Raw genomic sequence first — 25699 nt, forward strand, 5'->3', positions numbered from 1 at the left:
GGGAGATAATAGCAGATTTATTAATCATCTCGTTATGAAACTCCTTTCTGCTATTCTACGAACCATGTAAAGTGGTCGATTTTTACGGTGTATTCATCTAGGTTTTTAACGTCTTTATCAATTTCATAAATGGTGAAATCAAATTTTCCCGTATCTTCAGGATAGAGTGTTTCTGGGTTTATATAAACTTCGCCCTTTCGAAAAACCTTGCCTTCACTATCAAGTACTTGATAAGAAGCACCGATCGATGAAACAGGAACAGTGGCTTTACTCTTAACATTGCCTGTAATTTTGAGCTCGTTATACTCAGTGACGGAAGTTTTAGCATCGACTAATTCAATAGCGTTGGTGCGGTTCATTTCTTCTTCTTTCGCTGCCGCTACCATTGCTTGCTCGATGCGTTTTTGCTGTTCTTCTTCAAATGCGTTCTTTCTCTTTTCTATAACGCTTTTTAAGTTTAATAATTTTTCGTTTTCACTATTAATCTGTAACCCATCTTCTACTGCATAGAGGGCTTTCGAAAACTGGTTGTCTTTTAAATGTTTGTTCGCTTCGTTCATAGAGAACTCAATGATTTGGTTGCGAATTTGATTCGCTACTTCTTTCGCTTCGTCAACTTCAAGCGTTTCTGCTCTAGTTAACACTGGTTTAAGGGCTTCTACCGATTTTTTCCCTTTCATATCAAACTTCAGTTCGGCTACCATGACGGTTGTTCTCGCTGAGGCGATGTCATCTTGTATATCTGTGACTAAAGGCCCTTTATATTGGTTCAATTGTGTTTCGGCGTTGTCGACGAGTTCTAATGCTTGAGAGTAGTCGTCTTTTTTGCGAGCTTTTTCAGCTGAATTCAGCGTACTTTCTACTTCGATTGCTGTCTTCATCATGTTTTGATTGGTTTGTGCAGCAGGAAATTGATCACGCTGCGCTTTCGCTTCTTCAAATTTATTTTGCGCTTCTTTATAATTACCTTTTTCTGCTAGCTTTTCTCCTTGTTCAAATGAACGGATGGCTGCATTCGTTACAGACTCCTCATAATAATAATAGCTTGAGAGTGTAATACCGATTACAAAGAAAATCATAAGCGGTAACCAACGAACCATGAAAGAACGTTTTCCCTTCGTTTGGGAGACGAGTTCTTTTCCACAGGAGAAACAAAATTGGTCGTTACTATCTCTTTTCTTTCCACAATGTGGACAATACATTCTTTATCTCCACCTGCTTTCAATCTCTTTACAATAACTATTTTGACACAAAAGCTACAGGAGGGAAATATGTTTTCAGAGGTTGTTGGTAAATTGAAATATAAAGAAATTTTCGTGAAAATTCTTCCTTCAATGATCCCACTGAATCAAAAGGCGTGTTTCTTAAACGTGATATGAAAAACAATTCCTTAGTCCTAGATCTATTGGTTTGTTTTTGGGGGTAAATCGATCAACAGGTTCAAATGGAATGGGTTATCTTGCTCTGTTCGTGTCTATTACCATTTTGTTACTCTATTACCAGACCCCCTTTCAAATATTCCGTTACCAGGAAGACCGGCTAAATGCCGGTCCTTTTTTTGTGTTTAAGTGAATTTGCATAGTGGATAGAAATTTGCTATACTAACTAACGGACGGTAGGTAACCGTTCTTTATTTTGACGTTTACCTAACGAATGGTAGGGAGGTTTTCGAAATGGCACAAGAAACTCAGAAGGTAATTAAGGAAAAAGCATTGATATTATTTGCTCAAAAAGGGTTTGAAGGCACCTCTCTTAATGATATTGCAGACGAAGTAGGAATTAAGAAACCTTCCCTTTACGCTCATTTTAAAAATAAAGAAGACTTATTTCTTGCCGTTATTAATAAAGTGACGATCGACTATAATACATTTTTTGAAGAGACAGCAAAGGAAATAGCTTCTCTAGATCCTGAGAAACAACTTTATACGCTATTGATAAGAAATACGGCGTATTTACAAAATCATGAATTAGGGCTGATCTTTAAGAGGATGTTCTTGTTTCCACCTGAATCGTTGCGAAGTGATATTTATGACATGTTTGAAGCAACAGAAGGTGTGATGAAAGAAGTGGTCTATTCGATCCTGGCGAAAATGGATTCGAAGCTTGATTGTGATCAAATTTTCGATGCGTATTTATGTTTATTAGACGGTGTGTTTGAGCAGCTCTTCTATTATTCAAAAGAAGAACATAGTAAGCGTCTCGAACATTCATGGGCATTATTCATAAATGGCATCAACTATATGAGAGTAGGTGATTGAGATGGCATGGATTTTTCTAGTGATCGGTGGATTGATGGAAGTAGGATGGGCGCTCGGTCTTAAATATTCGGATGGGTTCAGTAATCCAATCATCAGTTTGTTGACCGTCGTCGGTATCGGGATCAGTTTCTTCTTTTTTGGAAAGGCGATAAAATATTTACCGGTTGGAACTGCTTATGCGATCTTTACTGGTCTCGGTGCTGCGGGGACAACGATCGTGGGCATGGTTTACTTGAATGAAACGGTTAATCTATTCAAACTGTTTTTTGTACTGTTACTCATTTTTTCTATCGTTGGCTTGAAGTTAACTTCATCCCAATCGGAAGCTTAGGAGGGATTGCGATATGGCATGGATTGCACTGTTGATTGCTGGTATAGCGGAGATTGGTGGGGTAACTAGTCTAAAGCTATCCAATGGATTTAGAAACCTCAAGGCATCTCTTATGACGATTGCCTTTGGTATGCTGAGCTTTTTTATGCTTTCCCTTTCACTTAAGGCACTTCCCGTCGGAACAGCGTATGCGATTTGGACAGGAATTGGTTCTGCTGGAAGCGTCCTGATCGGGATGTATTGGTTTAAAGAACCAAGAAATCGAATGCAACTCCTTTTGATTTCATTCATCGTTATTTCAGTAGTAGGCCTTCGTTTAACAGAGGGTTGATTTTTTCTGAAACTTTAGATAAAGTTAAAGTATTAAATGAAGGAGGTGAGGTAAGAGATGTTAAACGCTGTCGTTCGTGCGGAATTTGTTGATTATGCTAGCTGTTGCCGTGCGATTATTCATGATGGAGCTGCTAACGGGACACGTATGCCCTTTTTTAGCAACTTCATAAGCACGACGATCGCGTAAGGCGCTCTTACCCTACTTCAGACGGAACTATTATAAGAGAGAGGAGCGGCGTAGTTTGCCGCTCTTTTTTATGCAAGAAGTAGCCACAGGTGAGGTGTATCCTTATCTGTGGCTTTTTTATTATCGAAAAGGATGGGATGAACATGATGGTATGCACGGCACAATCAATCAGTAAAATGCTCGGTGGAAACACTGTTTTTGAAGATATAACGTTTGAAATAAATGAAGGAGATCGGGTTGGAATCGTAGGAAGAAATGGAAGCGGTAAAACCACGTTGTTTAAACTGCTTGCTGGCGTTGAACAACCGGATGAAGGTGACATTCATTATAAGAAGGGTACGACAATCGGCTACCTGGCTCAAATACCTGAATATAAAGGTAACGCACGAGATGTATTGAAAGAGGCGTTCCGGGACCTGGATGATTTAGCTGATCGAATGAAGCTTCTCGAAGGTGAGATGGCGAAGGGAACGAACGAAAAAGCTTTAACAGAGTATGGGCAAATCCTTGATGAGTATACGAGGAGAGGTGGTTATGAAACAGATTCCAAGGTGAAAAACGTAGCCAACGGTTTAGGTATTAGCCATCTACTAGATACTGCATTCTCTCAGCTAAGCGGGGGAGAACAAACAAAGGTTTGTTTAGGATTGATCTTGCTGAAAGAACCAGATCTTCTTTTACTCGATGAACCTACGAATCACCTTGATATAGATGCAGTCGAATGGTTAGAGGAGTTTCTGCGAGCATACAAAGGTACCGTTCTCATCGTTTCGCATGATAGGTATTTCCTTGATGAAGTCGTTACTAAAGTGATGGATTTAGAAGATGGTGAACTATCCATATATGTCGGTTCATATAGTCATTTCGTTCAGAAAAAAGAAGAGGTGCTTTTAGCAGAGTTTCAAGCTTTCCAAGAGCAACAGAAGAAGATCAAAAAGATGAAAGAAGCGATCAAGCGTTTAAGAGAGTGGGCGAATCAAGCGAATCCTCCAAATGCTGCTCTTCACAAGCGAGCAAGGAATATGGAACGAGCTTTAGAACGCATGGATAAGGTCAAACGTCCGATTCTAGAACGGCGAAAGATGGGACTCGAATTTGACATGGCAGATCGAAGTGGGAAAGATGTGATCACGTTTGAAAATGTGACGGCAGGCTTTACTAGTAAACCACTATTAAAGAATGTCGATTGGAATATTCGCTATCCGGAAAGGGTTGCAATCGTTGGCAAGAATGGAAGTGGTAAGACGACGCTATTAAAAGTACTACTTGGTCAGCACGAACCGGCTGATGGAAAAGTTGTACAAGGGTCCAGCTTGAAGGTTGGGTATCTCTCTCAGCACGTTTTTGAAGAGCGGGAGGATGCGAGGGTGATCGACGTCTATCGCGAAACAGCGAAAGTTGCTGAAGGTGATGCTCGTCATGAGCTATCCCGTTTCTTATTTTATGGCTATAGCGTGTTCTCAAAACTTTCTTCTTTAAGTGGTGGAGAGAAGATGAGACTTCGTTTAGCTCAGCTGATGAGTAAAGATATCAATCTACTTGTACTTGATGAACCAACGAACCATCTTGATATCGATTCTAGAGAAGTGTTAGAAGATGCGATCGAGCGGTTCCCGGGAACGATCATCTGCGTTTCACATGATCGCTATTTTTTGAACAAGTGTTTTCCTATTACGTATTGGCTTCAAGATGGGAACCTTTATCACTATTTAGAGTCATACAGTCAAGCACGAGTGAAGCATATTGAGTTGCAGTCTGAAAAACAGGGCGAAGTGAAAGAAGTTAAAGAGGCTAAGGAGACTAAGCACAAAACACCTGAGAAGAAAGCAGCTACGATTGAAGAGGAAGTCGAACAAATTGAGGAAGAGTTGTACCACTTTGAGCAGAAACTGCTGAAGACGAGCGATGTGAAAGAACTGGAATCACTTTATCGTGAGAAAGAAAAGATGGAAGAAAAACGAAACGAGCTATACGAGTTGTTACAGGGGGAAGTAGAATGACTGAAAAACGTACAACAGAAAATATGATCGAACCACATACGGTGGCTAGCTTAGTAGATGATTTCAGGGAGTTAGGTGTAAAGGAGGGGATGACCATTCTCGTTCATTCCTCTCTTAGTTCTCTAGGATGGGTATGCGGTGGTGCTGAAGCGGTAATACGTGCACTTACAGAGGTTGTCGGTCATGAGGGCACAATCGTGATGCCCACGCAATCTGCTGGAAACTCTGATCCAGCAAATTGGATGAATCCACCGGTTCCAGAATCGTGGTGGCCGATCATTAGAGAAAACATGCCAGCTTTTTGTGAGGATACGACGCCAACAAGAGGAATGGGTGTCATAGCAGAATTATTTCGAACGATGCCAGGGGTAAGGAGGAGTAACCACCCGACTTATTCCTTCGCAGCAGTTGGAAAGCATCGCGACTACATCTTAGAAGAACAGCCGCTAGAAAGCGGGTTTGGCGATCGGTCACCACTAGCGAAGATTTATGAGTTAGACGGTATGATCCTTTTGCTTGGAGTAGGACATGATAGCAATACATCTCTTCACTATGCAGAGCATGCTAGACCGAATAAGCCTCTACAAGCTAAAGCAGCCGCTCTAGTTGAAAATGGAGAAAGGACTTGGAAATCGTATGAGGAAATCGACTACGATTCAGATGTCTTCGAACAGATTGGGAAGCAATTTGAAAAAAGCGGAGACTTCAATTGTATGAAGGTTGGAAAAGCAACTTGTAAGTTGATCAACCAGCGAAGAATAGTCGACTTTGGACGAGAGTGGTATCGTAAATAAATCGATTAGCTGTGAAATTTGAAAAAAAGAATTCTTTTTTTCGGTCAAAAGAACTAGTAAATGGAAAAGATAGATGGAGACGTTCATAGTGGGAAAGATAAGGAAGGATTTAAACCTGAGAATCCTTCTTTTTCTTGAATATTTTGCAGGAAATGGCTATTTAAAGAAGAAAGTAATGTATAAGTTTTCTCCTTCAAAAGTCCTGAAAAATATAAATGGTTAACGGGAGGCCCTATGACTAGAGTGAATTACTACCCTACCGAACATGATGCTCAGCGACCTCCTCAATCAAATTCTAAACCGAAGAAAGAAATGCGTGCACTAAGAGATTTCATCGATTACTATAATAAGTCTTCATCAGCAATCGTGATACAAAAGGATTGGAAATGGGTGTATTTAAATGCCTCTGCTTTAAAACTACTAGGTTACTATACTCTCTCTGAACTCGAAGGGCGATCGATATGGGAAACAATCGATGAATCTCAAAGGACAGCAGTAACGAGTAGAATTCACTCGTTACAAAATGGTACGAACCCGGGACCTTCGACTCAGAAGTGGATAAAGCAAGATGGGTCTTACGTATATTTAAAAGTAATGGGCATTCCTGTAGCGAATGAACTCGGACAGTCTGTCGCTTTAATCGAGGAAAATGGAAGCAAAGAAAAGCTGGTAGAGGAAACGCTGTACAACTACAAGCTTATTACGGAAAATATGAGTGATATCGTGAGCTTAATAGATCGAGACGGTAACTTCTTGTATGTTTCGCCTTCTTATCGGGACTATTCAAGGGATGGAATTGAGAATGAAATTGGTACTAGCTCATTTAAATACGTGCACCCTGAAGATTTAACTGCTGCAAAAGAGGCATTCGACCGTCTCCTGAAATACAAAAAGCCGATATCCGTGGACTATAGACTCTTACGCATCGATGGTGTCTATCGCTGGTTTGAATCAAGAGCTATCTGCGTTCAAAACGAAGAGCGCTATCACTATATCGTGATTTCAAGAGATATAACAAAGCAGAAATATGCAGAACAGAAGCTAAGTGTGAGTGAACAAAAGCATCGCATGATCGTAGAACATAGTAGTGATATCATTTGCATGGTTAATCTCGAAGGCGTGGTTGTCTATGCGTCACCTTCTTATCATTCTGTCCTTAACTATCTACCAGAAGACGTCGTTGGGGAGGATGTTCTATCCCACGTTCACCCTGATGACTACGAGATGTGCATGAATGCACTTACGAAGCTCCGTAACTTTAAAGAGCCTGTAACCGTAACGTATCGAAAACTTCATGCTTCGGGTGAAGTACTAACCTTTGAAGGGAAGGCAATGCCTGTTATTGGAGAGTGCGGTGAAGTAAATCGGTATGTCATTATTTCAAGAGATATTACGGAAAAGATAAAGATTGATCAATACAAAAAGAATATTGAGAAATTATCAGTTGTAGGAGAATTGGCAGCTGGTTTTGCACATGAAATCCGCACGCCATTAACATCGATCAAAGGATTTCTTGACTTACTTTCAATCGATAAAGATGAGAAAGAAAAAGAGTTTCACCGGATTATCAATAACGAGCTCAGTAAGCTAGAAGAAGTCGTAAACGGATTCCTCTCTCTTGGTAAGCCTGAAGCGATCAATACATTCGAGGTTAGTCTTAAAATGGTGATGGAGAATGCGATATTAGAAGCTCAGGCAGAAGCAAATGAAAAAAACATTACTATAAAGAATACGATGAAGAAGCCGGTCTTCACGATCTGTCGTGGTGATCAAATAAAACAAGTATTTTTCAATGTCATGAAAAACGCGATCGATGCAATTGAGCACGATGAAGGAGAAATTGTTATTTCAATCGACCAATACCACGATGAAATAGCGATTGTTATTCGTGATAATGGTAAAGGAATCGCTCAAGAGCGTATCCCTTATATAGGTACTCCTTTCTATACGAATAAAGAAAAAGGAGTAGGACTTGGAATGACAGTTAGTAATAAAATCATTTCGGAACACTTTGGAGAGATCAAGATAGAAAGTGAAAAAAACGTAGGAACATGTGTGACGATCCTATTGCCCATCGTTCACAAACATACTGAAACCCGTTAGGACTCTAACGGGTTTTTTCTTGTAACGGAGAAAGATATGACGCAAAAGTAAAGATTAGTAGTTTGTTAGGGTGAGTTTCCTACTGAGTGACTAACTTATCTAGCTCAGTAGTGGAACATACTCGATTTCGACCTTTACGTTTTGCAGTATACAACGCTTGATCTGCTTTACTATATAGTTGATCACCTATTGAAACCGTATCTGGGTAAGTCGCAACCCCTACAGACGCCGTAATATAGATCGTGTCCATTTGAGTAGCTTTAAAAGGCTGTGCCTCAATAGAAGTTCGAACATGTTCACCAATTCGTAATGCATCTTGATGCTCTGTGTTCTTCAGTAGGATGGTGAATTCCTCGCCACCGTTTCTAGATACTGTATCTTCTGTTCCGACAGTTTGGCGAAGCGTTACGCCGAATTGTTGTAATACGGCATCACCTGCAGCATGCCCATAGGTGTCGTTTACTTGTTTGAAATAATCTATATCGATGATCAAGAGCGATAAGGGCTTTCTTTTTGTATTGCTTTCTTTGATAGCACTATTCATTGCTTCATCAAAGCTTCTCACATTATTTAAACCAGTCAGAGGGTCTATTGTAGAGCTAAGCTGGTATTGTTTGAAAAGGTGGTTGATCCGTCGTAAATATTCTGATGTATAGATTGCCATCATTCCACAAACGAAAGATGTAATCCAAAAGAGTAAATTGATTTTGTTAAGTGGATCTATTTTCAGCAATAAGGATGTGATCATTGTGAACATGACATTGGAGTATAGGAGCATGAAGAATACCTTGAGCCTTGTCTCAATCTTCCATTTTCTGAACAACAAGTATCCGATATATAATGAAATGATGAGAATAAGAGAAGCATAAGAAGAAACGGTAACTCCGAATGAAAAACGTACGAGTTGTATGATGATCAAGGCGACTCCGCCTGGTAAGTAGCCTCCATAAAGTGTCACCAAGAGAAAGGGTACGTGTCTCATATCGATGATGGTGTTGGAACCGACTTCAATCCCAAAAACCATAAGTATACTGCCAGTTATCCCGGCGAAAAATCCACTGATCACTTTTCGTTTAGTGGAAGAGGTATGGGTGAGATTCTCGTCTTTATAGTGCTGATAATAGATAAATAAAAGGGCGAGCATTATCATCATATTACCGAAGTAATCCTGAACCAATTGCATGTGTAACCACCTCAATATGTAGATACTAATAGTTTACCATGTTAATCAAATGATGGGAAAATCTTCTTATCATTCAACGCACTATTTAATCGGAAGTTTCTATTTCGTTAATGTTTGATATGATAGCAGTGACTCGTAATGAAAGGTAGGGAAACGTAATGCCGTGGATTAAACCAGCAAAACAATCTGATCTAAAAGAAATGGCAATTTATGAAGAGTTAGAAAAACCTGTTCCTGTATTCAATCGTCTTATTGCGAAAAGCCCCGAGATCTTTTCGACATTCATGCCGCTCGCGAAAGCAATAAAGAACGGTGTGTTGAACGACTTCGAAACGGAGGCGGTCGTTGTATACGTCTCAAAACTGAATGGGTGTCACTATTGTTATGAAGGACATAGTGAGTTGTTAAAGCAGGTTAGTGAAAATGACAACATTGTAGAAGAGTTGGCGTCTTACCGTACTTCAGAAGCGATTCCAGAACATGTGAAAGACATCTTGAACTATGCTGAAAAGCTAGTGTCGAACCCTAGTGAATTACAAAAGGAAGACTTGGAGAAGTTACGAGAGCATGGCTACTCTGAACAGAATATCGTAGAGATTAACCAGCTGATCGCCTATACATCTTACACGAATCAAACGTCGATCGGACTTGGGTTATAAGAAAGAAAACGCTCAGGTAATAATACCTGAGCGTTCATGAGGAGAGGAGTAACCTATGTCATAATTCGGTGCTCCCGATTCCGTAGTCGATGACGATCGCATGCTTTCCGCGGACGAACGTCCAAGCCCGAGGTGAAACCCACACCCCGGTCTCGGCCGCCCGTTCTACCGCAGGAGTCCGCGATCGTCTCTCCTACTTGATGAGAATGAATCCCAAACGAACTCTCCGTCCTATTGGTTTAACAGGCGAATATAGAATTACTGACCTTCCTTTTATCCATTAACGTTAGCTGGAGTGGGAACCGCTGGACTTCTCTTAACGCAACACCGAGAATTTTACAAGCTTACGCTCAGGTAATAAAACCTGAGCGTTTTAGTTGGCACATCTTATAGGATGATGTTACATTTATTCTGTACCAACCGGTTGGTTTTATTAACTGAATATACTGTTTGCCTCAATGCATTGAGCAGGTGGTGCATGTCTCTTAGGTCATAGCCTATGGTAAAATGACACCAACTAGTTGGTTTTACTAACGATTAGAAGGTGATATCTATGACAAAAAGAGATGAAATCATTAACGCGACTGCTCGCTTGATCCATTCGAAAGGATATGAAAGTACGAGCCTTAAAGACATTTTATCCGAATCAGAAATTGGAAAAGGTCAGTTCTATCATTACTTTTCATCAAAAAGGGATCTTGGAATCGCAGTCGTTGATCACTTTGTTGAAACATGGAATCAACATTTGATAGAGGACATTCTTAGAACGAATCAGAGCGGTCGAGAAAAGCTCGATACGATGCTTGATTGGGCTGTGAAGTACCATGAAACTCAGGCGAACATCCATGGTTGTCCGTTTGGAAATCTTGCTCTTGAGATGAGTGAACATGATGAAGTGTTTCGAGAAAAGGTGAATGGACTTCTTCATTCGTGGATTGAAAACCTTGAAGAAGCATTGAGAGAGTTTGTCGACGGGGATTCTAAGAAACATGCTCAAACTATTGTAGCTCAGCTAGAAGGCGGCATTCTTTTAATGAAAAGTTATCAGGATGTATCTATTCTGAAAAATATTGCAGACACTATACGTGTTCACTATTTAAATGAAAAGGAGTTTTACAAATGATCGAAAAAATTACAGCAGTATCTAAAGGAATGAATACAGAAAGTCTTTCTCACGGTCATAAGATCGTTATCGACGAACCCGCAAACATGGGTGGTACTGACGAAGGTGCAAACCCACTCGCAACACTACTTGCATCATTAGCTGGTTGTGAAAATGCGATCGCAAACTTCGTAGCGAAGGAAATCGACTTCGATCTTCAAGGAATTGAATTCGCGATCAATGGTGAACTAGATCCAAAAGGAATGATGGGAGCAGAAGGCGTTCGCCCATATTTCCAAAAGATCAACGTTGATGCAAAAGTAAAAACATCTGAAAGCGAAGAGCGCGTTCAAGAACTTCAGCGTATCGTAGATTCTCGTTGCCCTGTTTACACGACTCTTGAAGCTGCTGATGTTGAAATGACTGCTAACTGGACAAAAGCATAAGCATAGAAAAAGCGTACATCCTTTAACGGGATGTACGCTTTCTTATTAATTCTTGTAATAATCGATTACACCTTGATAGATACCTTCTGCTAGTTTTTCTCTGTAGGATTGCGTTAAGAGGAGCTTATATTCTTCATTATTCGATAAGAATCCAACCTCTACAAGAACAGCAGCCATCGTTGATTCACGAATAACAGAAAAGCTTGCGTGTTTCACACCTCGATCTCTCGCGTTCGTTACTTCGATCAAACGCTTCTGGATGCTTGCTGCAAGTGCTTTACTTTCTTCAGAGCTATATTTACTGTACCAGTATGTCTCGATCCCATGAGCTGCTTCAGGACCTGCGTTTGTATGAACACTTATGAAAGAGTCAGCATTGATATGGTTTGCCATATCTGAGCGATCCTCAAGTTCAAGAAACGTATCGTCTTTTCTCGTCATCACGACGTTTGCTCCAGCTTGTTTTAACTTTTTCTCTAAGAACGTGGAGACATCAAGATTGATATCCTTTTCTAAAAGGTTCCCTCTGCTTGCACCTGGATCATGATCACCGTGTCCTGGGTCAACAACAATCGTAAGGCCATTCAATACATCACTCGTCTTCATAAGAAGGTAAGCTCCATGAACGTAAGCAAATTGACCATTGTACTTAATCTTCACCCAGTCTCCTTCAAATCCATAGATTGCCACTTCAGAATGCTCTAGAAGCGCACCGATTTTCGTGCCAGAAAGGGTTGGAGCAGTTCTAACGTTCAGGCTTGAAGCCGTTACGACAGCAGTACCTAATGCAACTTCTTCAGTGGTTTGCTTGCTTTCGTAAGAATCGACTACCTTAGATGGAAGTGCTCCTTCTCCACCTAGAACTTTTATTGATTTAGCATTGTCTTTCAAATAAGATTTTACATCTGAAACAACACTAGAGTGGTGAGACAACACGATCGGTGCATCTAGTTTTTGTGATAGTCCAGCTGCTGCAACCGCATCCGGATAGTCTTCTTTATCATTTTGTGTAGACGTTCCTCTTACAACGATGAAAGAAGAGCTAGATTTAAAAAATGCTTGATTGATTGCTAGGTTCGTTTGAAAACGATCGTCTCCAGACAAACGAGTCACACGTTTACCCTGCTGTTCTAATGATGTTTTGACAGATTGAGATAGTACAGAGTCTCCACCGATCAAATAAACATATTTGACGTTAGATGGAAGAGACGGTGTTTTTGTTTTTGATGTTAAGTAAATCGGGTAATGTTTGATTGCAGCTACACTAGATGCGGATAATGAGTCAGCGACAGTTTGCCCGTTTACAACGATCGCTGTGTTAGACTTATCGAGTCCAGCTGCTTTATTGATGGCTTCAGCAGTATTGTAGCGATCCGATCCTTCTAAACGAACGACTGAATAATGTTTTTTCAATTCATTCTCTACCCCAGAACTAATAGCACCTGTTCCACCTAAAATATAGACTTTCTTAGCATTCAGACGATCCATCTCTTTTTTTACACGATCGTCAAGCTTTGTTGAATGTGTTAGTAGGATTGGAGCTTGCTTTACTCCTACTAATCCTGAGCTTGCTAGTGCATCATAAGGCATATCTGCCCTTGTAAGAATAACTGATTTTTCGGATGTTGTGAGTTGACTTGGCCAAGACTTTTTCGATACTTCGATTGCTGTACTAATACGGTCTTCTCCACTGATACGTTCTACGTTACTATTAGCAGAAGTTTCAGCAGGTAGAGTAAAGCCGAATAGCAGTGCGATGACTCCTATAAACAGAATGATACGCTTTTGCAACATAATTCCCCCTATTTTGTTCCTTTTACCTCAGTGACGATAGATATGTAAAAAAAAACGATCCCCCTTTATCTTCAAACGCTGTCGATGTCTTTCATAATGTATATATCGGTGGGGAATTTGTGGGTTTTTAGTAGACCATTGTACTAATTACAGGTTTTTTATCGAATTTTGTTTTTAGTAAAAAGGGTTCGAAGTGTTGACTAAATATTGCTAATTCTTTAAACTGAGTTCAATACATAACGGAAGGAATGGTTAAGGAGCAATGAAAAACTAATCTTATTATTCTAGATCAACTTTCAAATACTGAAATTGAGATTCTGGAGAATAAGATTAGTCTGTCCTTTTTTACCATTCGTTGAGCATGCTTATTTAGCTATGCTCAGCCTTCTATGGGAACAGGTCTGACGTATCTCTCCAGAATTGGGGAGTTTTTTTAATTCCCTAAAAAATAGGGAGGCGTTATGATGACGAATATGATTTCGGTAAGAAATTTAACAAAAGCATTTGAAGAAAAAATATTGTTCGAAAATGTGAACCTTACTATAGAGCATGGCGAGAGGATTGGGATCGTCGGAGCGAACGGGGCTGGAAAGACGTCGCTTGCCAATATCCTGACTGGGTATTCTGAGCAGGACGAAGGGGCAGTCGATGTGAGAGGTTCGGTTGGCTATTTGCAGCAATCGACTGAAATGGAGACTTCCAGTGCCTTCTCGATCGAAGGGGAATTCCTAAAACGAACGAAGGAGCTCGGGATGGTAAGGGAGTATTCAGGAAGTGAGACTCACTTGAGCGGAGGTGAGAAGCTAAAGGTCTCACTTGCGAAAATATGGGCAGCCAATCCTGATATCCTTCTGTTGGATGAACCGACAAATCACCTTGACCTAAAAGGGGTGGAATGGCTGATTAATGAGCTTTCTTCTTTTAAAGGAGCGGTATTGATCATTTCACACGATCGTTACTTCCTAGATAGAACCGTAAATAGGGTTATCGAAATAGAAGGTCGGCAGGTTCATGAGTATGTAGGGAATTACTCCGACTATCGTGCTGAGAAGAAGCGGAGATATGATGAGCAGCTTCACCATTACCACGTTCAAGAAAGTGAACGAAAACGAATCGAAAAGCATTTGGCCTCTTTAGAGAGTTGGTCAGAAAAAGCTCATAAGGATTCAACAAAACAAGAAGGTAAGAAAGAGTATTATCGTATGAAGGCAAAAAAAATGGACAAGCAGGTAAAGTCTACTCGGAAGCTGCTTCAAAAGAAACTCGATGAGAGTGGGATCGAGCGACCGAAAGATGAGCAGAAAGTACGTTTTCAATTCCAAGAAAGCACGGGACACGGTAAGAGGATAATTGAAGCGAGCGATCTAGCAGTCCGGTTTAACAATCGTACGCTTTTCGACAAAACCTCTTTTTATATTAAAAAAGGGGAAAGGCTCGGGATCATAGGTGATAACGGATGTGGAAAAACAACGTTGTTACGTCTTTTTGTAGAAGAAAAAGAATGTTCAGAAGGGGAGGTATGGCGAAGTCCTTCGTTATCGATCGGCTATCTTTCTCAAGATGTACATGACCTGCCTAAAGACAAGAATGCGATCGAAGCGCTTGGTTATACAACGAGAGACGACATTTATCAAGCGAAAACGATACTAGCAACGATGGGACTTGAGAGAACAAGGCAAACGATACCCATACGAATGTTGAGTCTCGGTGAGCGAACGAAAATTAAGTTAACCGGTATACTTATGAACAAACATGATGTGCTAGTCTTGGATGAACCGACAAATCATTTGGATTTGCCTTCTAGAGAACAATTGGAGGAAACGTTAAAGGAGTTTGGTGGAACCGTGATCGTTGTATCACACGATCGCTATTTCATGGATAAAATGTGCGATCGTCTAATCGTCCATGAGGAGAACAGGTTTCATCGAGTTGAAATGGGACTATCAGAATATGAAACAAAGAAAAAAAGCACGACTGATCCTACGAGTGAGGAGCAGAAAATGCTTTTAGAAAATAGCATATCAGCTATTATTAGTGAGATTAGTTTACTGCCTCCAGGTGATCCTAAAATAAAGGAGCTGGATGTTGAGTTATCAAACTTGACGAAGAAAAAACGAGAGAATTAGACATCCTCAACAGCAAAGAACTTATCGATCGAGTAGAGGTCTGCTTTTGGATTGTCGCGGAGAAGCAGGAAGCCTTCCCGGTGAGCTTCTTCAAAATTATCGTATTCATCTTCAGATCGATAGATCTCTTTACGGTTTTCGTTATACAACGTAATAGAGTAATATTCTTTTATTTCCATCTTCCTCATCTCCTTCCTATTGGTTATTACTAGTTTTATTCAAATCTAGTAAAGTTTATACTAATAAATTTATGAAAGATCGTTGAACGGGTATACTAATGGAAAGATAACTAGTAGGGAGGTTAATGCGATGCACGTAGGTACGATTTCAGAGATCACCAGACACCCGATCAAATCGATGCGCGGAGAGAAAGTAAGTGAAACGAGGGTTATGAACTATGGTTTGTATGGGGATCGTAGCCATGCACTCATCGATGAAAAAGAGTCGTTTCTTACGATTACACAATTTCCTGACATGGTCACATACAAAGCTTCCTTTGACGGACCGGATTCGCTCACGGCTTTTCCTGAGCCAATCGTTACGACAATGTCAGGAGAAAGCTATAGATGGTCAGATTCTGAATGGCTTGAAGAAATGGAAGAACGTTCTTCTAAAAAACTCCAAAAGGTCTCTTATCACCCAGAACATGTGCCGACTGGTGCGATCGAAGAGGCGAACCTTTTGATGGTTACGGATGCTTCCCTCGAAGCGTTATCAGAGGCTTGGGGCAAGCATGTTGATGATCGTAGGTTTCGCCCTAATTTGAAGCTTGAATTAAACAGTCAAGAAGCGTTCGTTGAACAAGAATGGATCGGGAGTACCCTTCAAATCGGAGAACATGTTAAAGTGATGGTCACTGGTCCATGTGAACGCTGTATGATTATTACGGTCGATCCTGAAAGTGGTCTTAGACAACCAGATCTGTTGAAGAGAGTTGCAAAACATCACCGAAACCATTTTGGGATCTACTTACGTGTTATCGAGACTGGACCGATTAAAATTGGTGACGACGTTCACTTGATCGATCGCGACTCACTATAGATAAAAGAAAGAAGGAATACTTTGAAGAATTTTGTATTGTATGGTGGGCTGCTTTTACTCATGGTCATATGGGGATTTAACGTAGTTGCGATTAAATTGCTCGTCAACACCTTCACACCTGTGATGATTCAATCGATTCGTATTTTCACTGCTGGATTAGTCGTACTTGCTGTTGTTCTCATCGGAAAGGATTTGAGAAAGATTTCCTTTAAAGAAGCAGGGTACATCAGTGCGGGGGCGATTACGGGAGTGGTGTGCCATCATTCCTTCCTAGCGCTAGGGTTAACGAGCACAACCGCTTCAAACGCAGGACTCATATTGGGACTTGTTCCACTCATGACAGCTTTCTTTGCTGTTTTATTTCTAAAAGATAAGATGACGTTCACAAAAGGAGCGGGTATTCTACTCGCGCTTGTTGGTGTTTCGTTTGTCGTATTGAGTGGACATAATCAGCCAGGCTCTGTCTCAAGTGGTGATTTTCTTGTCTTCTTATCAGTAGTGACACAGGCGATCAGCTTTATTTTCATTAAAAAAGGAACGGAGACGATGGGTCCAAGGCTTATGACGGGGTGGATGCTTCTGGTAGGCTCCTCAACGTTATTTATCATTGCGCTCGTCATCGAGCCGAGCGGTGTTGGGGCCTTAACACAATCTCAGTGGCCGATCTGGAGTGTTTTTGCGGCATCTGCTATTTTTGCTACAGGGTTAGGGCATATGTTTTATAACAAAGCGATCTCCCATATCGGACCAGGGGAAGTAGCGATCTTTAATAATTTGACTCCATTTTTTGCTTTGATTGGTTCAGCGATTTTCCTAGGAGAGCAGATCGGTTTTTCTCAAATAGTAGGGTTTGTGCTGATCGTATGTGGCGTCATGCTCGGTAATGGAACGGTTCAATATGTGATGAGAAGGAAAGAGCATACTTATTCTGGTGTAAAAGGTTAAAATTTCTTGTAAATAAGACGTTAATTCACCCGGTTATCCGGGTACGAGCATTAATGAAGCCCCCGTCCCATGGATGGGCTGCTTCGATTTCCACACAGGAGGGAACCCATCCATGGGATGGGGTCCCATTTTTTTTTTGCCCTTAGGCTGTCATATACTGTCAGAATTTTCTGTGGTAAACTAGTAGGTGCGACTAAACGGAAACTTGCAGAGGGGGAGACAGATTGAGTACTTTTTATGTAGAACGGTTTGATTTTACGAAACCGGACCAATTAGAAGAACGTTTCGATAAGCTGTTACAAGAGGAAATAACGTCAGCAGATGAGCTTGAGAAGTGGGTATTGCGTCTGTCAACGTTAATGGACGAAATAGCTGAAGGATTGAGCGGGCATTACATCGATTTTCAATGCCACAGCAGCAGTGAAAAAGCGAAAGAGACGATCGAATACGATCAAGAATACATAGAACCGATCATCAAACGGTACGAAGGGCTTTTCGATAAGAAATTTCAGGATTCCCCTTATCGATTCGAACTGGACCAAACGTATTATAAGCAATTTTTATTAAGAAAAGAAAACGCAATCGAGCTTTTTAACGAAGAAAACATAGAGTTAGAAATAGAAGAAGATAAACTTGTAAACAAGTATTTTGAGCACACTGGTTCCCTTTCGTTCATGTTCGAAGGTGAAGAGAAAACGCTTAGTGAAATGGGGCTATACCTACAAGAATCAGATCGAGATGTTCGTAAAGCAGCTATGACCGAAATCTATACTACACTTTTAACAAAGAAAAACGATCTCCAACATATCATGGATCAGCTGATTCAGCTTCGCCAAAAGAAGGCAGAGAATGTGAACCTTGATAACTATCGAGATTATATGTTTAAGAAATATGAGCGATTTGATTATACACCAGAGGATTGTAAGAACTTGGCTGAAGCCGTTCGAAAGCATGTCGTACCGCTTAAAGAAGAGTTACAAAAAGAGCATCAAAACGAGCTTGGACTAGGTGACTACAAACCGTGGGATCTTAAAGCAGTTCCAGCAGGAAAGAAACCATTGAAACCATTTGGTAGTACAGAGGATCTTGTGAAAGGGACTTCTGAAATCTTTATGCAGCTTTCGAATCGTTTTTCTGAGCTGTTGCTAGAAATGAATGAAAAAAGTGCGTTAGATTTAGAAAGCCGAAAAGGTAAAGCGCAAGGAGGCTTCTGTGAATACCTTCCTGTTTCAGAGCTATCATTTATCTTTATGAACATCACGAGCTCTCAGGATGACTTTGTAACCCTCCTTCATGAGATGGGACACTGTATTCACAATGACTTTAAGCGAAATCAGATGTTATCAGACTATCGTGATACGCCGATGGAGTCCTCTGAACTTGCGAGTATGACGATGGAGCTTCTTACGATGGATTACTGGGATATCATGTATAAAGATAGCGATGAACTTCATCGCGCCAAAAAGGAGCAGTTAGAAGGAATCATTCACTTTTTACCGAGTGGAATCGTGATCGACCAGTTCCAGCATTGGATGTATGAGAATCCTAATCATACAAGTGAAGAGCGGAACGAGAAGTTCATGGAGATCTCTGAAACCTATGATTCTTCATTTGTCGATCGAAGTGATGACGAAGAGTGGATTAAAAACAAATGGCTGATGACACTGCACATCTTTGAAGTGCCTTTTTATTACATTGAATACGTAATCGCGCAGCTCGGCGCAATCCAAATGTACCGCCAATACCGAGAGAATCCTGAGGAAACATTAAAGAACTACAATCGAGCGCTAGCTTTAGGAAGTTCTGTTTCACTCTCAGAGGTATATGAAGCAGCTGGTATTCGCTTCGACTTTTCTGAATCAATGATCAAAGGGTTGATGGAGTTTGTGTCAAACGAATTAAAAAACCTTAAAGCATAAGAACTGCGTCCCTCACGTGAGGGGCGCTTTTATGTCTCAGAATCGATCGTCCAAATCTTGCACGTTGGACAATGAATGATTTCGAATCGATCTTCTTTCAGTTCATTCATCCAATCTTCCCAGGATTCATGTTCGGGATCGATCTCTAACGTTTTGACCGTTTGTAACTCATCACCGTCTGTATTGGTACACGTACATTCTACGATCGCAACTTGTGAATCGTGATATTCTTCTTCCCTCGTGTTTTTTACAGACCAATTGATGAGTCTTTTGTCCATCTTTTTTCGACTTTTGTAATCTTTTTCTTTTAACATTCGATCGCCTCCCTTTCCTACTAATTGTGATACCCACTATCGACGGAAAAAAATCCTTCAAACTATAGGTTCTCTCTCTCAGGTGGTATATACTGACAGCATAAACAAATAGATAGGAGAGTTCGATGGAGACAATACAAGCAACGTTGTTATCGATGGTTGTTGTACATAATGAAAAAACAGATGAGATTCTTCTATTAAATCGTCCTAAAGAAGCGGGCTTTCCAGGTTATATCGGTGCCGGTGGGAAAATCGAGATGACGGAGAGCTTCACTGAAGGAGCTTCGAGGGAGTTATTTGAAGAAACGGGTTTGCTTGCTAAAGAATCAGATTTAATTTTTAAAGGTGTAGACGAATTTATTATTAGAGAAGACAAGTATCGGTATATTGTTTTTAATTATTTAGTGAGGAACTTTACTGGAACGCTATTATCCGATCCGCCAGAAGGAGAACTGAAGTGGATTTCTCGGAGGGATATGATGAGTCTACCAATGCAAAGTTGGTTTAAGCGAAGGCTGCCAAAGTTTTTTGAAGAAGGTACGTTTGAAGTATCTGTTGAATATGAAAAGGGCAATACCAATCCGTTAAAAGAAACGATCAGAAACCTTAAGTGAAAGGGCAGATACTATGATAACGAGAGAAGATGCAGCGAATGCTGAAGTAAAGGAGAAACTCATCGCCTACAACATGTCCAAACTTCCCGATTCCGTTAAAACCCCATTAGAATCTGTAACGTTTGTTAGACGTGAAAAGGAAGAACTCGTTGGTGGAATAACAGGTACGATGTTCTGGCGTAATCTTCATATTGACTTTTTGTGGGTAAAAGAAGAGATGAGAGGCAGTGGTCTAGGGCGAGAGCTGTTACGGAAGATTGAGACGTATGCGAAAGAAAATGGATGCCATCTAATGTTACTCGATACCTTCAGTTTTCAGGCTCCAGGATTTTATATGAACGAAGGGTTTGAAGTTTGTGGAGAAGTTAAGGATCACCCAAAAGGCTACACATTGTATTATTTAATGAAAAGACTTACATAAGAGGAGTGAGGATATGTCATCTATTAAACTAAGAGAATTTCGTACAAATGATTGGGAAGCTGTTCACCGTTACGCTTCTCTTGATGAAGTATGTAAGTACCAGCCATGGGGGCCTAATTCTGTAGCTGATTCGAAAGCCTACGTAGATGACATCCTATTCGCTTCCAAACAGACTCCGAGAACGCGCTTTGCTTACGCAATAACTAAAAATAATTACGTAATTGGTGCTTGTGAAGTGAATTTGCGGAATGCTCAAGAGAAGATTGGTGAACTCTCTTACATTGTGAATCCTGAATGGTGGGGGAACGGAATCGCAACGGAAGTAGGGAAAATGCTTCTATTATTCTCGTTCAAAGACCTTGGTCTGAATCGCGTAACAGCCACATGTGATGAGAGGAATATAGCATCGAGTAGAGTCATGGAGAAGATCGGGATGAAGAAAGAAGGCTTGTTGGAAAACCATCTTCTTATCCGGGATGGATGGAGAAACTCTTTACGATATTCCCTAACATATGAAGAGTGGGCGAGTGCCAATTAGACCTGCTTCCGTCTTCTCCAAACGAGTAATGTACAATAACAAACGAGAAAAAAAGCTGCGCCTAGACTTAGAGGTAGCGTATAGATCTTTGCTGCTGAGTGGATGTGCTGCCAGTTTCTACCGAGTTTTAACCCGATATATAAAAACAATATCGACCATGGAATCATCGCGAGCATCGTATAAAGTGTAAATCGGATGAGAGACATCTTTGCAATTCCTGCTGGTATGGAGATGGCGTGTCTGACAACGGGGATGAACCGTGCGGTGAAGATGACACTCACACCATTCTGTTCAAACCATCTTTCTGCGAGATTCATATGTTTCTTGGAAATGAATAGGTACTTTCCATATTTTTCGAGGAACGAGCGACCGCCGTATCGTCCTAACCAGTATAAGAAGAGCTGAGCGATCGTACCGCCGATGATTCCAGCAACAACTGCGCCAGTAAAGTGGATATGTCCATTTGAAACCATATACCCCCCGTATGCAAGAACAAGCTCACTCGGAATTATTTCGATCATCAAGGCAATTGCGATACCAGGATATCCTAGCGTAAGCAACCAGCTTAAGCATTGGACGATAAAAGAATCCACTAGATTGATCTCCCTTCCTATTGGCTGATCCTGTCCTTATGTTTATTTTTATATCTTCTGGGTTATTCATACTAAATGAGACAAGGTCCTCATAAAATAGATGTGTCGGTCGAATGGTATTATACCCGGGGTCTGTGCGATCCGGGTACTGCTCGTTCTCATAGGGAATGACAATAGAGTAGAGAGGTGAAATGTAAGGATGATAACATCCATGAAAAAGTTTCTCGGTACGTTGGACCAACCCCTTGAAGCAAAGACAGGCAAAGAAAAAGTACTCACCATCCTTTCGATAATTGGATTCATACTACTTTTATACGCGGTGGCTTTTTCTCCATTTCTATTTAGATTATTTATCACTTGCTTAAGTGTCGGTGTATCGTTATATGTAATGAAAAAAATTCAAGATTTCGACCGAGTGTTAAAAGGTGACGAACAGGAACAGGAAAAAGAGGCAGCTGTTAGTTCGGAAGCACAGCTAACGTTCGAATGGCAAGATCCTGAGAACGAATCTGCTGAAGCCGCAAAAGAACGTGAGCTTGAAAAGATCAATAGTGACAAAACACAGCTATTTGAAGAGCTTCTTACGAAAGCTGATCTAGATGAACTTGAAAAAGCAACCTATAGAGAGCAGCTTAAGCAAAAAGAAACGGACAGTAACCGTATCAAGCAAGAGCTTCTCGTATTAAAAGATAAGATTCAGCAGGTCGTCAGCGAGAAAAAAGGATTGTTTATCAAAGAAACGCCTGATATGAAGCTTGTAGCAGAGTTGCTCGGTGTCCATGACATCGAATCTAGTACGTTCGTCGAATTAAACGAGAGGTTACAAAATGTTTCTGAGGAGATCCCAGAACACAAACGAGAAACGTTAAAAGAGCACGAAATCGTAAACGAGGAATTTGAATTAACAAGGTTTGGCTATAAAGAGCTTATGAAGGAAGTAAGGAAGCTTGAGAAAAAAACGAAGTATCAGGTGAATGATGAGAAACCTGTCCAATAAATGGGCAGGTTTTTTTTTGTTCTAAAAACTTGAGTATGGTTCGAAAATACAAACCTGTCTTAGGAGTTTGTCCCTTTCATAATCGTGTTTTTTACATACAGTAAACTATATTGATAAAAAGCAAGGACGTGAAGAGAAATGATTGAACCACATGGAGGGACATTGATTAATAGATATAGGCCGGAATATGATCATAGCTCTATATCGATCGAAGTAGCACTCGATGCCGTATCTCTTTCTGATTTATATTGTATCGGTATCGGCGCGTTCAGTCCTTTGCTTGGGTTTATGGGACGCGAGGATTACGTGAGTGTTTTAGATTCGATGACATTAAAAGACGGGACGGTATGGAGTTTACCGATCGTTCTTCCGGTCAGTAGTGAAAGAAGAAAGGAGTTAACTAAAGGAACGAAGGTGAAGCTGGTTTATGATGGTCAAGTTTACGGTGTGTTAGAGGTGGAGGAGACGTTCGAAGTGGACCTTGATCGTGAAGCGATAGCTGTATACAAGACAAATGATCAGAACCACCCAGGAGTATCTCGCCTCATGAAACAGTCAAATGTGTATGTGAGCGGCCCGATCACCTTGACGAAATTTCCCGACCTGCAGTTTCTGGACTATCAGCTCACTCCATCTGAAGTTCGTTCCAAAATCAAGGAATTTGGATGGAATACCGTTGTTGGATTCCAAACGAGGAACCCTGTTCATAGAGCGCATGAGTATATTCAGAAATGTGCGCTTGAGATGGTGGATGGCTTGCTTCTGCACCCATTGGTCGGTGAAACCAAGCAAGGAGACATACCGGCAGATCTACGAATGGAGAGCTATGAAGTTCTTTTAAAGAAGTATTATCCAAGCAATCGGACACTCCTCTCCTGCTTCCCAGCAGCGATGCGTTACGCAGGCCCGAAAGAAGCTGTTTTTCATGCGATCGTTCGCAAAAACTATGGTTGCTCACACTTCATTGTAGGCCGCGATCATGCGGGAGTAGGAGATTATTACGGCACATATGAGGCACAAGAGATTTTTTCAAACTTTTCGAAGGAAGATATCGGAATTCAACTTCTCTTCTTCGAGCATGCGTTCTATTGCAAAACGTGCAGTGCGATCGCTACGTACAAAACATGTCCACATGATGATCACGAGAAGCTTATTCTCTCAGGTACGAAAGTAAGAGAGATGTTACGGAAAGGGATAACACCTCCAGCTGAGTTTAGTAGACGGGAAGTCATAGAGGTGCTGATAAAAGGAATGAAAAATTCTTGAGAACAACGATGAATATGGCAGCAGGCCCAGATGCTAGAAAGGAGAGCAAGGATGGATAAAAATATTCATTGGCAAAGTCATTCTATCCAGAAGTCAGATCGTCAGCTTTTACACGAACATAAAAGCTATATCGTATGGTTTACAGGGCTTTCGGGATCAGGAAAGTCAACGGTAGCTAATGAACTTGAAAAAGCATTGCATTCAAGAGGACTTTCAACTTTTCTATTAGATGGTGATAATCTACGGCACGGACTAAATGCAGATTTAGGATTTCAAGAAGTTGATCGTAAAGAAAACATCAGACGCGTAGGTGAAGTTGCGAAACTTTTTGTTGAAAGTGGAACGGTGGTTCTAACGGCATTCATCTCTCCTTATCAGAGTGACCGCGAGATGGTCAGAAATCTAGTAGAAGCAGATGAGTTTATTGAGGTGTATGTGGATTGTCCGATCGAAGAATGTGAGAAGAGAGACCCTAAAGGTCTCTATGAAAAAGTTCGTACAGGAGAAATCAAGGAGTTTACCGGAATCAGTGCTCCATACGAAGCACCAAAATCCCCTGACGTGGTTCTTTACACAGCTATTCATAGTGTTCCGGACTGTGTACATCAACTAGTAAACTACTTACGTTCAAAGGGTTTGTTGGCGCGATGATCGAACTAAATACTAGTAAAACGTTGAAAACGCATCTTTTATGCGTTTTTATTGTTGTATAAAGTAGATTGTAAGGGGGAAAACGAATGAAACGATGTGGGTGGGTGTCAGATGAAAAAATCTATATCGATTACCACGATCATGAATGGGGAGTTCCTGTTTATGATGATCATAAGCTTTTTGAAATGTTGATCTTGGAAGGCGCACAGGCTGGATTGAGCTGGATTACGATCTTAAAGCGACGAGAAAACTACCGTGAAGCTTTCGATCATTTTTCCGTAGAGAAAGTGGCATCTTATAGCGAAGAAAAGATACAAGATTTGTTATCGAATGAAGGTATCATACGGAACAAACTCAAAGTTCGTGGTGCAGTGAAAAATGCAAACGCCTTTATCCAAATTCAAAAAGAGTTTGGAAGTTTTTCATCTTACATATGGTCATACGTTGATGATGAACCGATCATCAACAGATGGCGTTCGAGTGAAGAGGTACCTGCACAGTCGGATTTAAGTAAAACCATCAGTAAAGACCTGAAGAAAAGGGGCTTCACCTTTGTAGGTCCAGTGATTATCTATAGCTTCATGCAGGCGGTAGGGTTAGTGAATGACCATACATTAAACTGCTTCAAACACCCAGAGAATGGAGCGGGACAATCGTGATTTTAAAAAAGATCGTCTGTAACGTAAAGAGTGGAAAAGAAGTCGTTTTTTCAAAGGATCAAGAAAAGTGGAGCGCCATATCGGAGTGTTCAGGGTTCATCGCTCAACACGGAGGTTGGGTAAAGGAACGAGAGAACGTAGCTGTGATAGGGGCTTTATGGAGAAATCATAAAGCTTATGATGACTTTATGGAGAACGTTCATGATTCGATCTATGAACAGGGCCAAGAAGGGTCAATAGATGAAATCGAAGTTCGTATAGAGGAATGTGATGGGCAAGATGGAGAGAACACGTTAAAAGAATGGCTCATGTCACAGAATGTCTCTCTCGAAAAACGGTGGACTGTTGTGAAGTAACATCTTGCTGTAAGAGATAGCAAGATTACATAAGAAAAAGCACCTCCATTTTCCTTATGATGAAAATGG

Annotated in this window: 28 protein-coding genes and 1 pseudogene; 22 read left to right on the forward strand and 7 right to left on the reverse strand. The window is 40.8% G+C overall.

What is annotated here, in order from left to right; translation table 11 throughout:
• Positions 1–50: 50 nt before the first annotated feature.
• Both ACXAHI_RS12255 and ACXAHI_RS12260 read right to left on the reverse strand, forming a co-directional pair.
• Positions 51–1100: a hypothetical protein gene (locus ACXAHI_RS12255; protein WP_474849926.1), complete on the reverse strand. Its 1050-nt coding sequence runs from the start codon at positions 1098–1100 to the stop codon at positions 51–53.
• A 36-nt stretch (positions 1101–1136) separates the two neighbouring features.
• Positions 1137–1202: pseudogene (locus ACXAHI_RS12260) on the reverse strand (zinc-ribbon domain-containing protein); the annotation flags it as partial.
• A 471-nt stretch (positions 1203–1673) separates the two neighbouring features.
• On the opposite strand from ACXAHI_RS12260, the gene ACXAHI_RS12265 reads away from it, so the two are divergent.
• The 7 genes from ACXAHI_RS12265 (at position 1674) to ACXAHI_RS12295 (ending at position 8006) form a co-directional block, all read left to right on the forward strand.
• A complete protein-coding gene (locus ACXAHI_RS12265) occupies positions 1674–2258 on the forward strand; it encodes a TetR/AcrR family transcriptional regulator (RefSeq protein WP_474848199.1) in 585 nt (194 codons plus the stop codon).
• Position 2259: 1 nt separating this feature from the next.
• Positions 2260–2589 carry a DMT family transporter gene (locus ACXAHI_RS12270; RefSeq protein WP_474848201.1) on the forward strand — a complete coding sequence of 110 codons (330 nt, stop codon included), beginning with the start codon at positions 2260–2262 and terminating at the stop codon, positions 2587–2589.
• A gap of 13 nt (positions 2590–2602) precedes the next feature.
• Positions 2603–2920: a DMT family transporter gene (locus tag ACXAHI_RS12275; RefSeq protein WP_474848203.1), complete on the forward strand. Its 318-nt coding sequence runs from the start codon at positions 2603–2605 to the stop codon at positions 2918–2920.
• A gap of 57 nt (positions 2921–2977) precedes the next feature.
• Positions 2978–3109 (forward strand): RAxF-45 family protein, encoded by a 132-nt coding sequence (locus ACXAHI_RS12280; protein ID WP_270180669.1) that lies wholly within the window; start codon positions 2978–2980, stop codon positions 3107–3109.
• 143 nt (positions 3110–3252) lie between these two features.
• Positions 3253–5109 (forward strand): ribosomal protection-like ABC-F family protein, encoded by a 1857-nt coding sequence (gene abc-f, locus ACXAHI_RS12285; RefSeq protein WP_474848205.1) that lies wholly within the window; start codon positions 3253–3255, stop codon positions 5107–5109.
• On the forward strand, positions 5106–5903 hold the full coding sequence (locus ACXAHI_RS12290) for an AAC(3) family N-acetyltransferase (protein WP_474848207.1): 798 nt from the start codon (positions 5106–5108) through the stop codon (positions 5901–5903). Before abc-f (ACXAHI_RS12285) ends, ACXAHI_RS12290 begins: the two co-directional genes overlap by 4 nt.
• 234 nt (positions 5904–6137) lie before the next feature.
• Entirely contained in the window at positions 6138–8006 is a 1869-nt protein-coding gene (locus ACXAHI_RS12295) for a PAS domain S-box protein (RefSeq protein ID WP_474848209.1), read from the forward strand.
• A 79-nt stretch (positions 8007–8085) separates the two neighbouring features.
• Here ACXAHI_RS12295 and ACXAHI_RS12300 read toward each other — a convergent pair whose 3' ends face one another.
• Positions 8086–9189 carry a diguanylate cyclase gene (locus ACXAHI_RS12300; RefSeq protein WP_474848211.1) on the reverse strand — a complete coding sequence of 368 codons (1104 nt, stop codon included), beginning with the start codon at positions 9187–9189 and terminating at the stop codon, positions 8086–8088.
• 158 nt (positions 9190–9347) lie between these two features.
• Here ACXAHI_RS12300 and ACXAHI_RS12305 point away from each other — a divergent pair, with 158 nt between their 5' ends.
• The 3 genes from ACXAHI_RS12305 (at position 9348) to ACXAHI_RS12315 (ending at position 11396) form a co-directional block, all read left to right on the forward strand.
• On the forward strand, positions 9348–9848 hold the full coding sequence (locus ACXAHI_RS12305; RefSeq protein WP_474848213.1) for a carboxymuconolactone decarboxylase family protein: 501 nt from the start codon (positions 9348–9350) through the stop codon (positions 9846–9848).
• Positions 9849–10401: 553 nt separating this feature from the next.
• Entirely contained in the window at positions 10402–10971 is a 570-nt protein-coding gene (locus tag ACXAHI_RS12310; protein ID WP_474848215.1) for a TetR/AcrR family transcriptional regulator, read from the forward strand.
• A complete protein-coding gene (locus ACXAHI_RS12315; RefSeq protein WP_474848217.1) occupies positions 10968–11396 on the forward strand; it encodes an OsmC family protein in 429 nt (142 codons plus the stop codon). The genes ACXAHI_RS12310 and ACXAHI_RS12315 overlap by 4 nt, the downstream gene beginning before the upstream one ends.
• Before the next feature lie 45 nt (positions 11397–11441).
• Here ACXAHI_RS12315 and ACXAHI_RS12320 read toward each other — a convergent pair whose 3' ends face one another.
• The gene (locus tag ACXAHI_RS12320; protein ID WP_474848219.1) at positions 11442–13187 is read right to left on the reverse strand and encodes an N-acetylmuramoyl-L-alanine amidase; all 1746 of its coding nucleotides are present in this window, start codon (positions 13185–13187) and stop codon (positions 11442–11444) included.
• Positions 13188–13654: 467 nt separating this feature from the next.
• Here ACXAHI_RS12320 and abc-f (ACXAHI_RS12325) point away from each other — a divergent pair, with 467 nt between their 5' ends.
• Positions 13655–15316, forward strand: coding sequence for a ribosomal protection-like ABC-F family protein (abc-f, locus tag ACXAHI_RS12325; RefSeq protein ID WP_474848221.1), 1662 nt, complete (start codon positions 13655–13657; stop codon positions 15314–15316).
• Here abc-f (ACXAHI_RS12325) and ACXAHI_RS12330 read toward each other — a convergent pair.
• Entirely contained in the window at positions 15313–15495 is a 183-nt protein-coding gene (locus ACXAHI_RS12330) for a hypothetical protein (protein ID WP_270180680.1), read from the reverse strand. The genes abc-f (ACXAHI_RS12325) and ACXAHI_RS12330 overlap by 4 nt on opposite strands.
• 130 nt (positions 15496–15625) lie before the next feature.
• Between ACXAHI_RS12330 and ACXAHI_RS12335 the strand changes: the two genes are divergently transcribed.
• The 3 genes from ACXAHI_RS12335 (at position 15626) to ACXAHI_RS12345 (ending at position 19221) form a co-directional block, all read left to right on the forward strand.
• Positions 15626–16357, forward strand: coding sequence for an MOSC domain-containing protein (locus ACXAHI_RS12335; protein ID WP_474848223.1), 732 nt, complete (start codon positions 15626–15628; stop codon positions 16355–16357).
• A 21-nt stretch (positions 16358–16378) separates the two neighbouring features.
• Complete coding sequence (locus ACXAHI_RS12340; protein WP_474848225.1) at positions 16379–17302, forward strand: DMT family transporter; 924 nt, start codon at positions 16379–16381, stop codon at positions 17300–17302.
• 224 nt (positions 17303–17526) lie between these two features.
• Positions 17527–19221, forward strand: a complete 1695-nt coding sequence (locus ACXAHI_RS12345; RefSeq protein WP_474848227.1) for a M3 family oligoendopeptidase — start codon at positions 17527–17529, stop codon at positions 19219–19221.
• A gap of 29 nt (positions 19222–19250) precedes the next feature.
• Here the strand turns inward: ACXAHI_RS12345 and ACXAHI_RS12350 are convergent, their stop codons facing one another.
• Positions 19251–19535, reverse strand: coding sequence for a hypothetical protein (locus ACXAHI_RS12350; RefSeq protein ID WP_474848229.1), 285 nt, complete (start codon positions 19533–19535; stop codon positions 19251–19253).
• 125 nt (positions 19536–19660) lie between these two features.
• Between ACXAHI_RS12350 and ACXAHI_RS12355 the strand changes: the two genes are divergently transcribed.
• The 3 genes from ACXAHI_RS12355 to ACXAHI_RS12365 are packed head-to-tail and all read left to right on the forward strand — an operon-like array spanning position 19661 to position 21108.
• Positions 19661–20149: an NUDIX domain-containing protein gene (locus ACXAHI_RS12355; protein WP_474848231.1), complete on the forward strand. Its 489-nt coding sequence runs from the start codon at positions 19661–19663 to the stop codon at positions 20147–20149.
• Positions 20150–20162: 13 nt separating this feature from the next.
• Positions 20163–20570 carry a GNAT family N-acetyltransferase gene (locus ACXAHI_RS12360; RefSeq protein WP_474848233.1) on the forward strand — a complete coding sequence of 136 codons (408 nt, stop codon included), beginning with the start codon at positions 20163–20165 and terminating at the stop codon, positions 20568–20570.
• Positions 20571–20583: 13 nt separating this feature from the next.
• Positions 20584–21108, forward strand: coding sequence for a GNAT family N-acetyltransferase (locus tag ACXAHI_RS12365; protein WP_474848235.1), 525 nt, complete (start codon positions 20584–20586; stop codon positions 21106–21108).
• Here the strand turns inward: ACXAHI_RS12365 and uptA are convergent.
• Positions 21105–21701 (reverse strand): undecaprenyl phosphate transporter UptA, encoded by a 597-nt coding sequence (gene uptA, locus ACXAHI_RS12370; RefSeq protein WP_474848237.1) that lies wholly within the window; start codon positions 21699–21701, stop codon positions 21105–21107. The two genes, ACXAHI_RS12365 and uptA, sit on opposite strands and share 4 nt — an antisense overlap.
• Before the next feature lie 211 nt (positions 21702–21912).
• On the opposite strand from uptA, the gene ACXAHI_RS12375 reads away from it, so the two are divergent.
• The 5 genes from ACXAHI_RS12375 to ACXAHI_RS12395 all read left to right on the forward strand — a co-directional run bounded on the left by ACXAHI_RS12375 (position 21913) and on the right by ACXAHI_RS12395 (position 25630).
• A complete protein-coding gene (locus ACXAHI_RS12375; protein ID WP_474848239.1) occupies positions 21913–22698 on the forward strand; it encodes a hypothetical protein in 786 nt (261 codons plus the stop codon).
• A 138-nt stretch (positions 22699–22836) separates the two neighbouring features.
• Positions 22837–23964, forward strand: a complete 1128-nt coding sequence (gene sat / locus ACXAHI_RS12380; protein ID WP_474848241.1) for a sulfate adenylyltransferase — start codon at positions 22837–22839, stop codon at positions 23962–23964.
• 51 nt (positions 23965–24015) lie between these two features.
• Positions 24016–24615, forward strand: a complete 600-nt coding sequence (cysC, locus tag ACXAHI_RS12385) for an adenylyl-sulfate kinase (RefSeq protein ID WP_270180691.1) — start codon at positions 24016–24018, stop codon at positions 24613–24615.
• An 86-nt stretch (positions 24616–24701) separates the two neighbouring features.
• Positions 24702–25274, forward strand: coding sequence for a DNA-3-methyladenine glycosylase I (locus ACXAHI_RS12390; RefSeq protein ID WP_474848243.1), 573 nt, complete (start codon positions 24702–24704; stop codon positions 25272–25274).
• Positions 25271–25630, forward strand: a complete 360-nt coding sequence (locus ACXAHI_RS12395; protein WP_474848245.1) for a DUF4937 domain-containing protein — start codon at positions 25271–25273, stop codon at positions 25628–25630. The genes ACXAHI_RS12390 and ACXAHI_RS12395 overlap by 4 nt, the downstream gene beginning before the upstream one ends.
• The last annotated feature ends 69 nt before the right edge of the window (positions 25631–25699 follow it).

It is taken from the genome of Anaerobacillus sp. ABD4_527 (assembly GCF_056160805.1).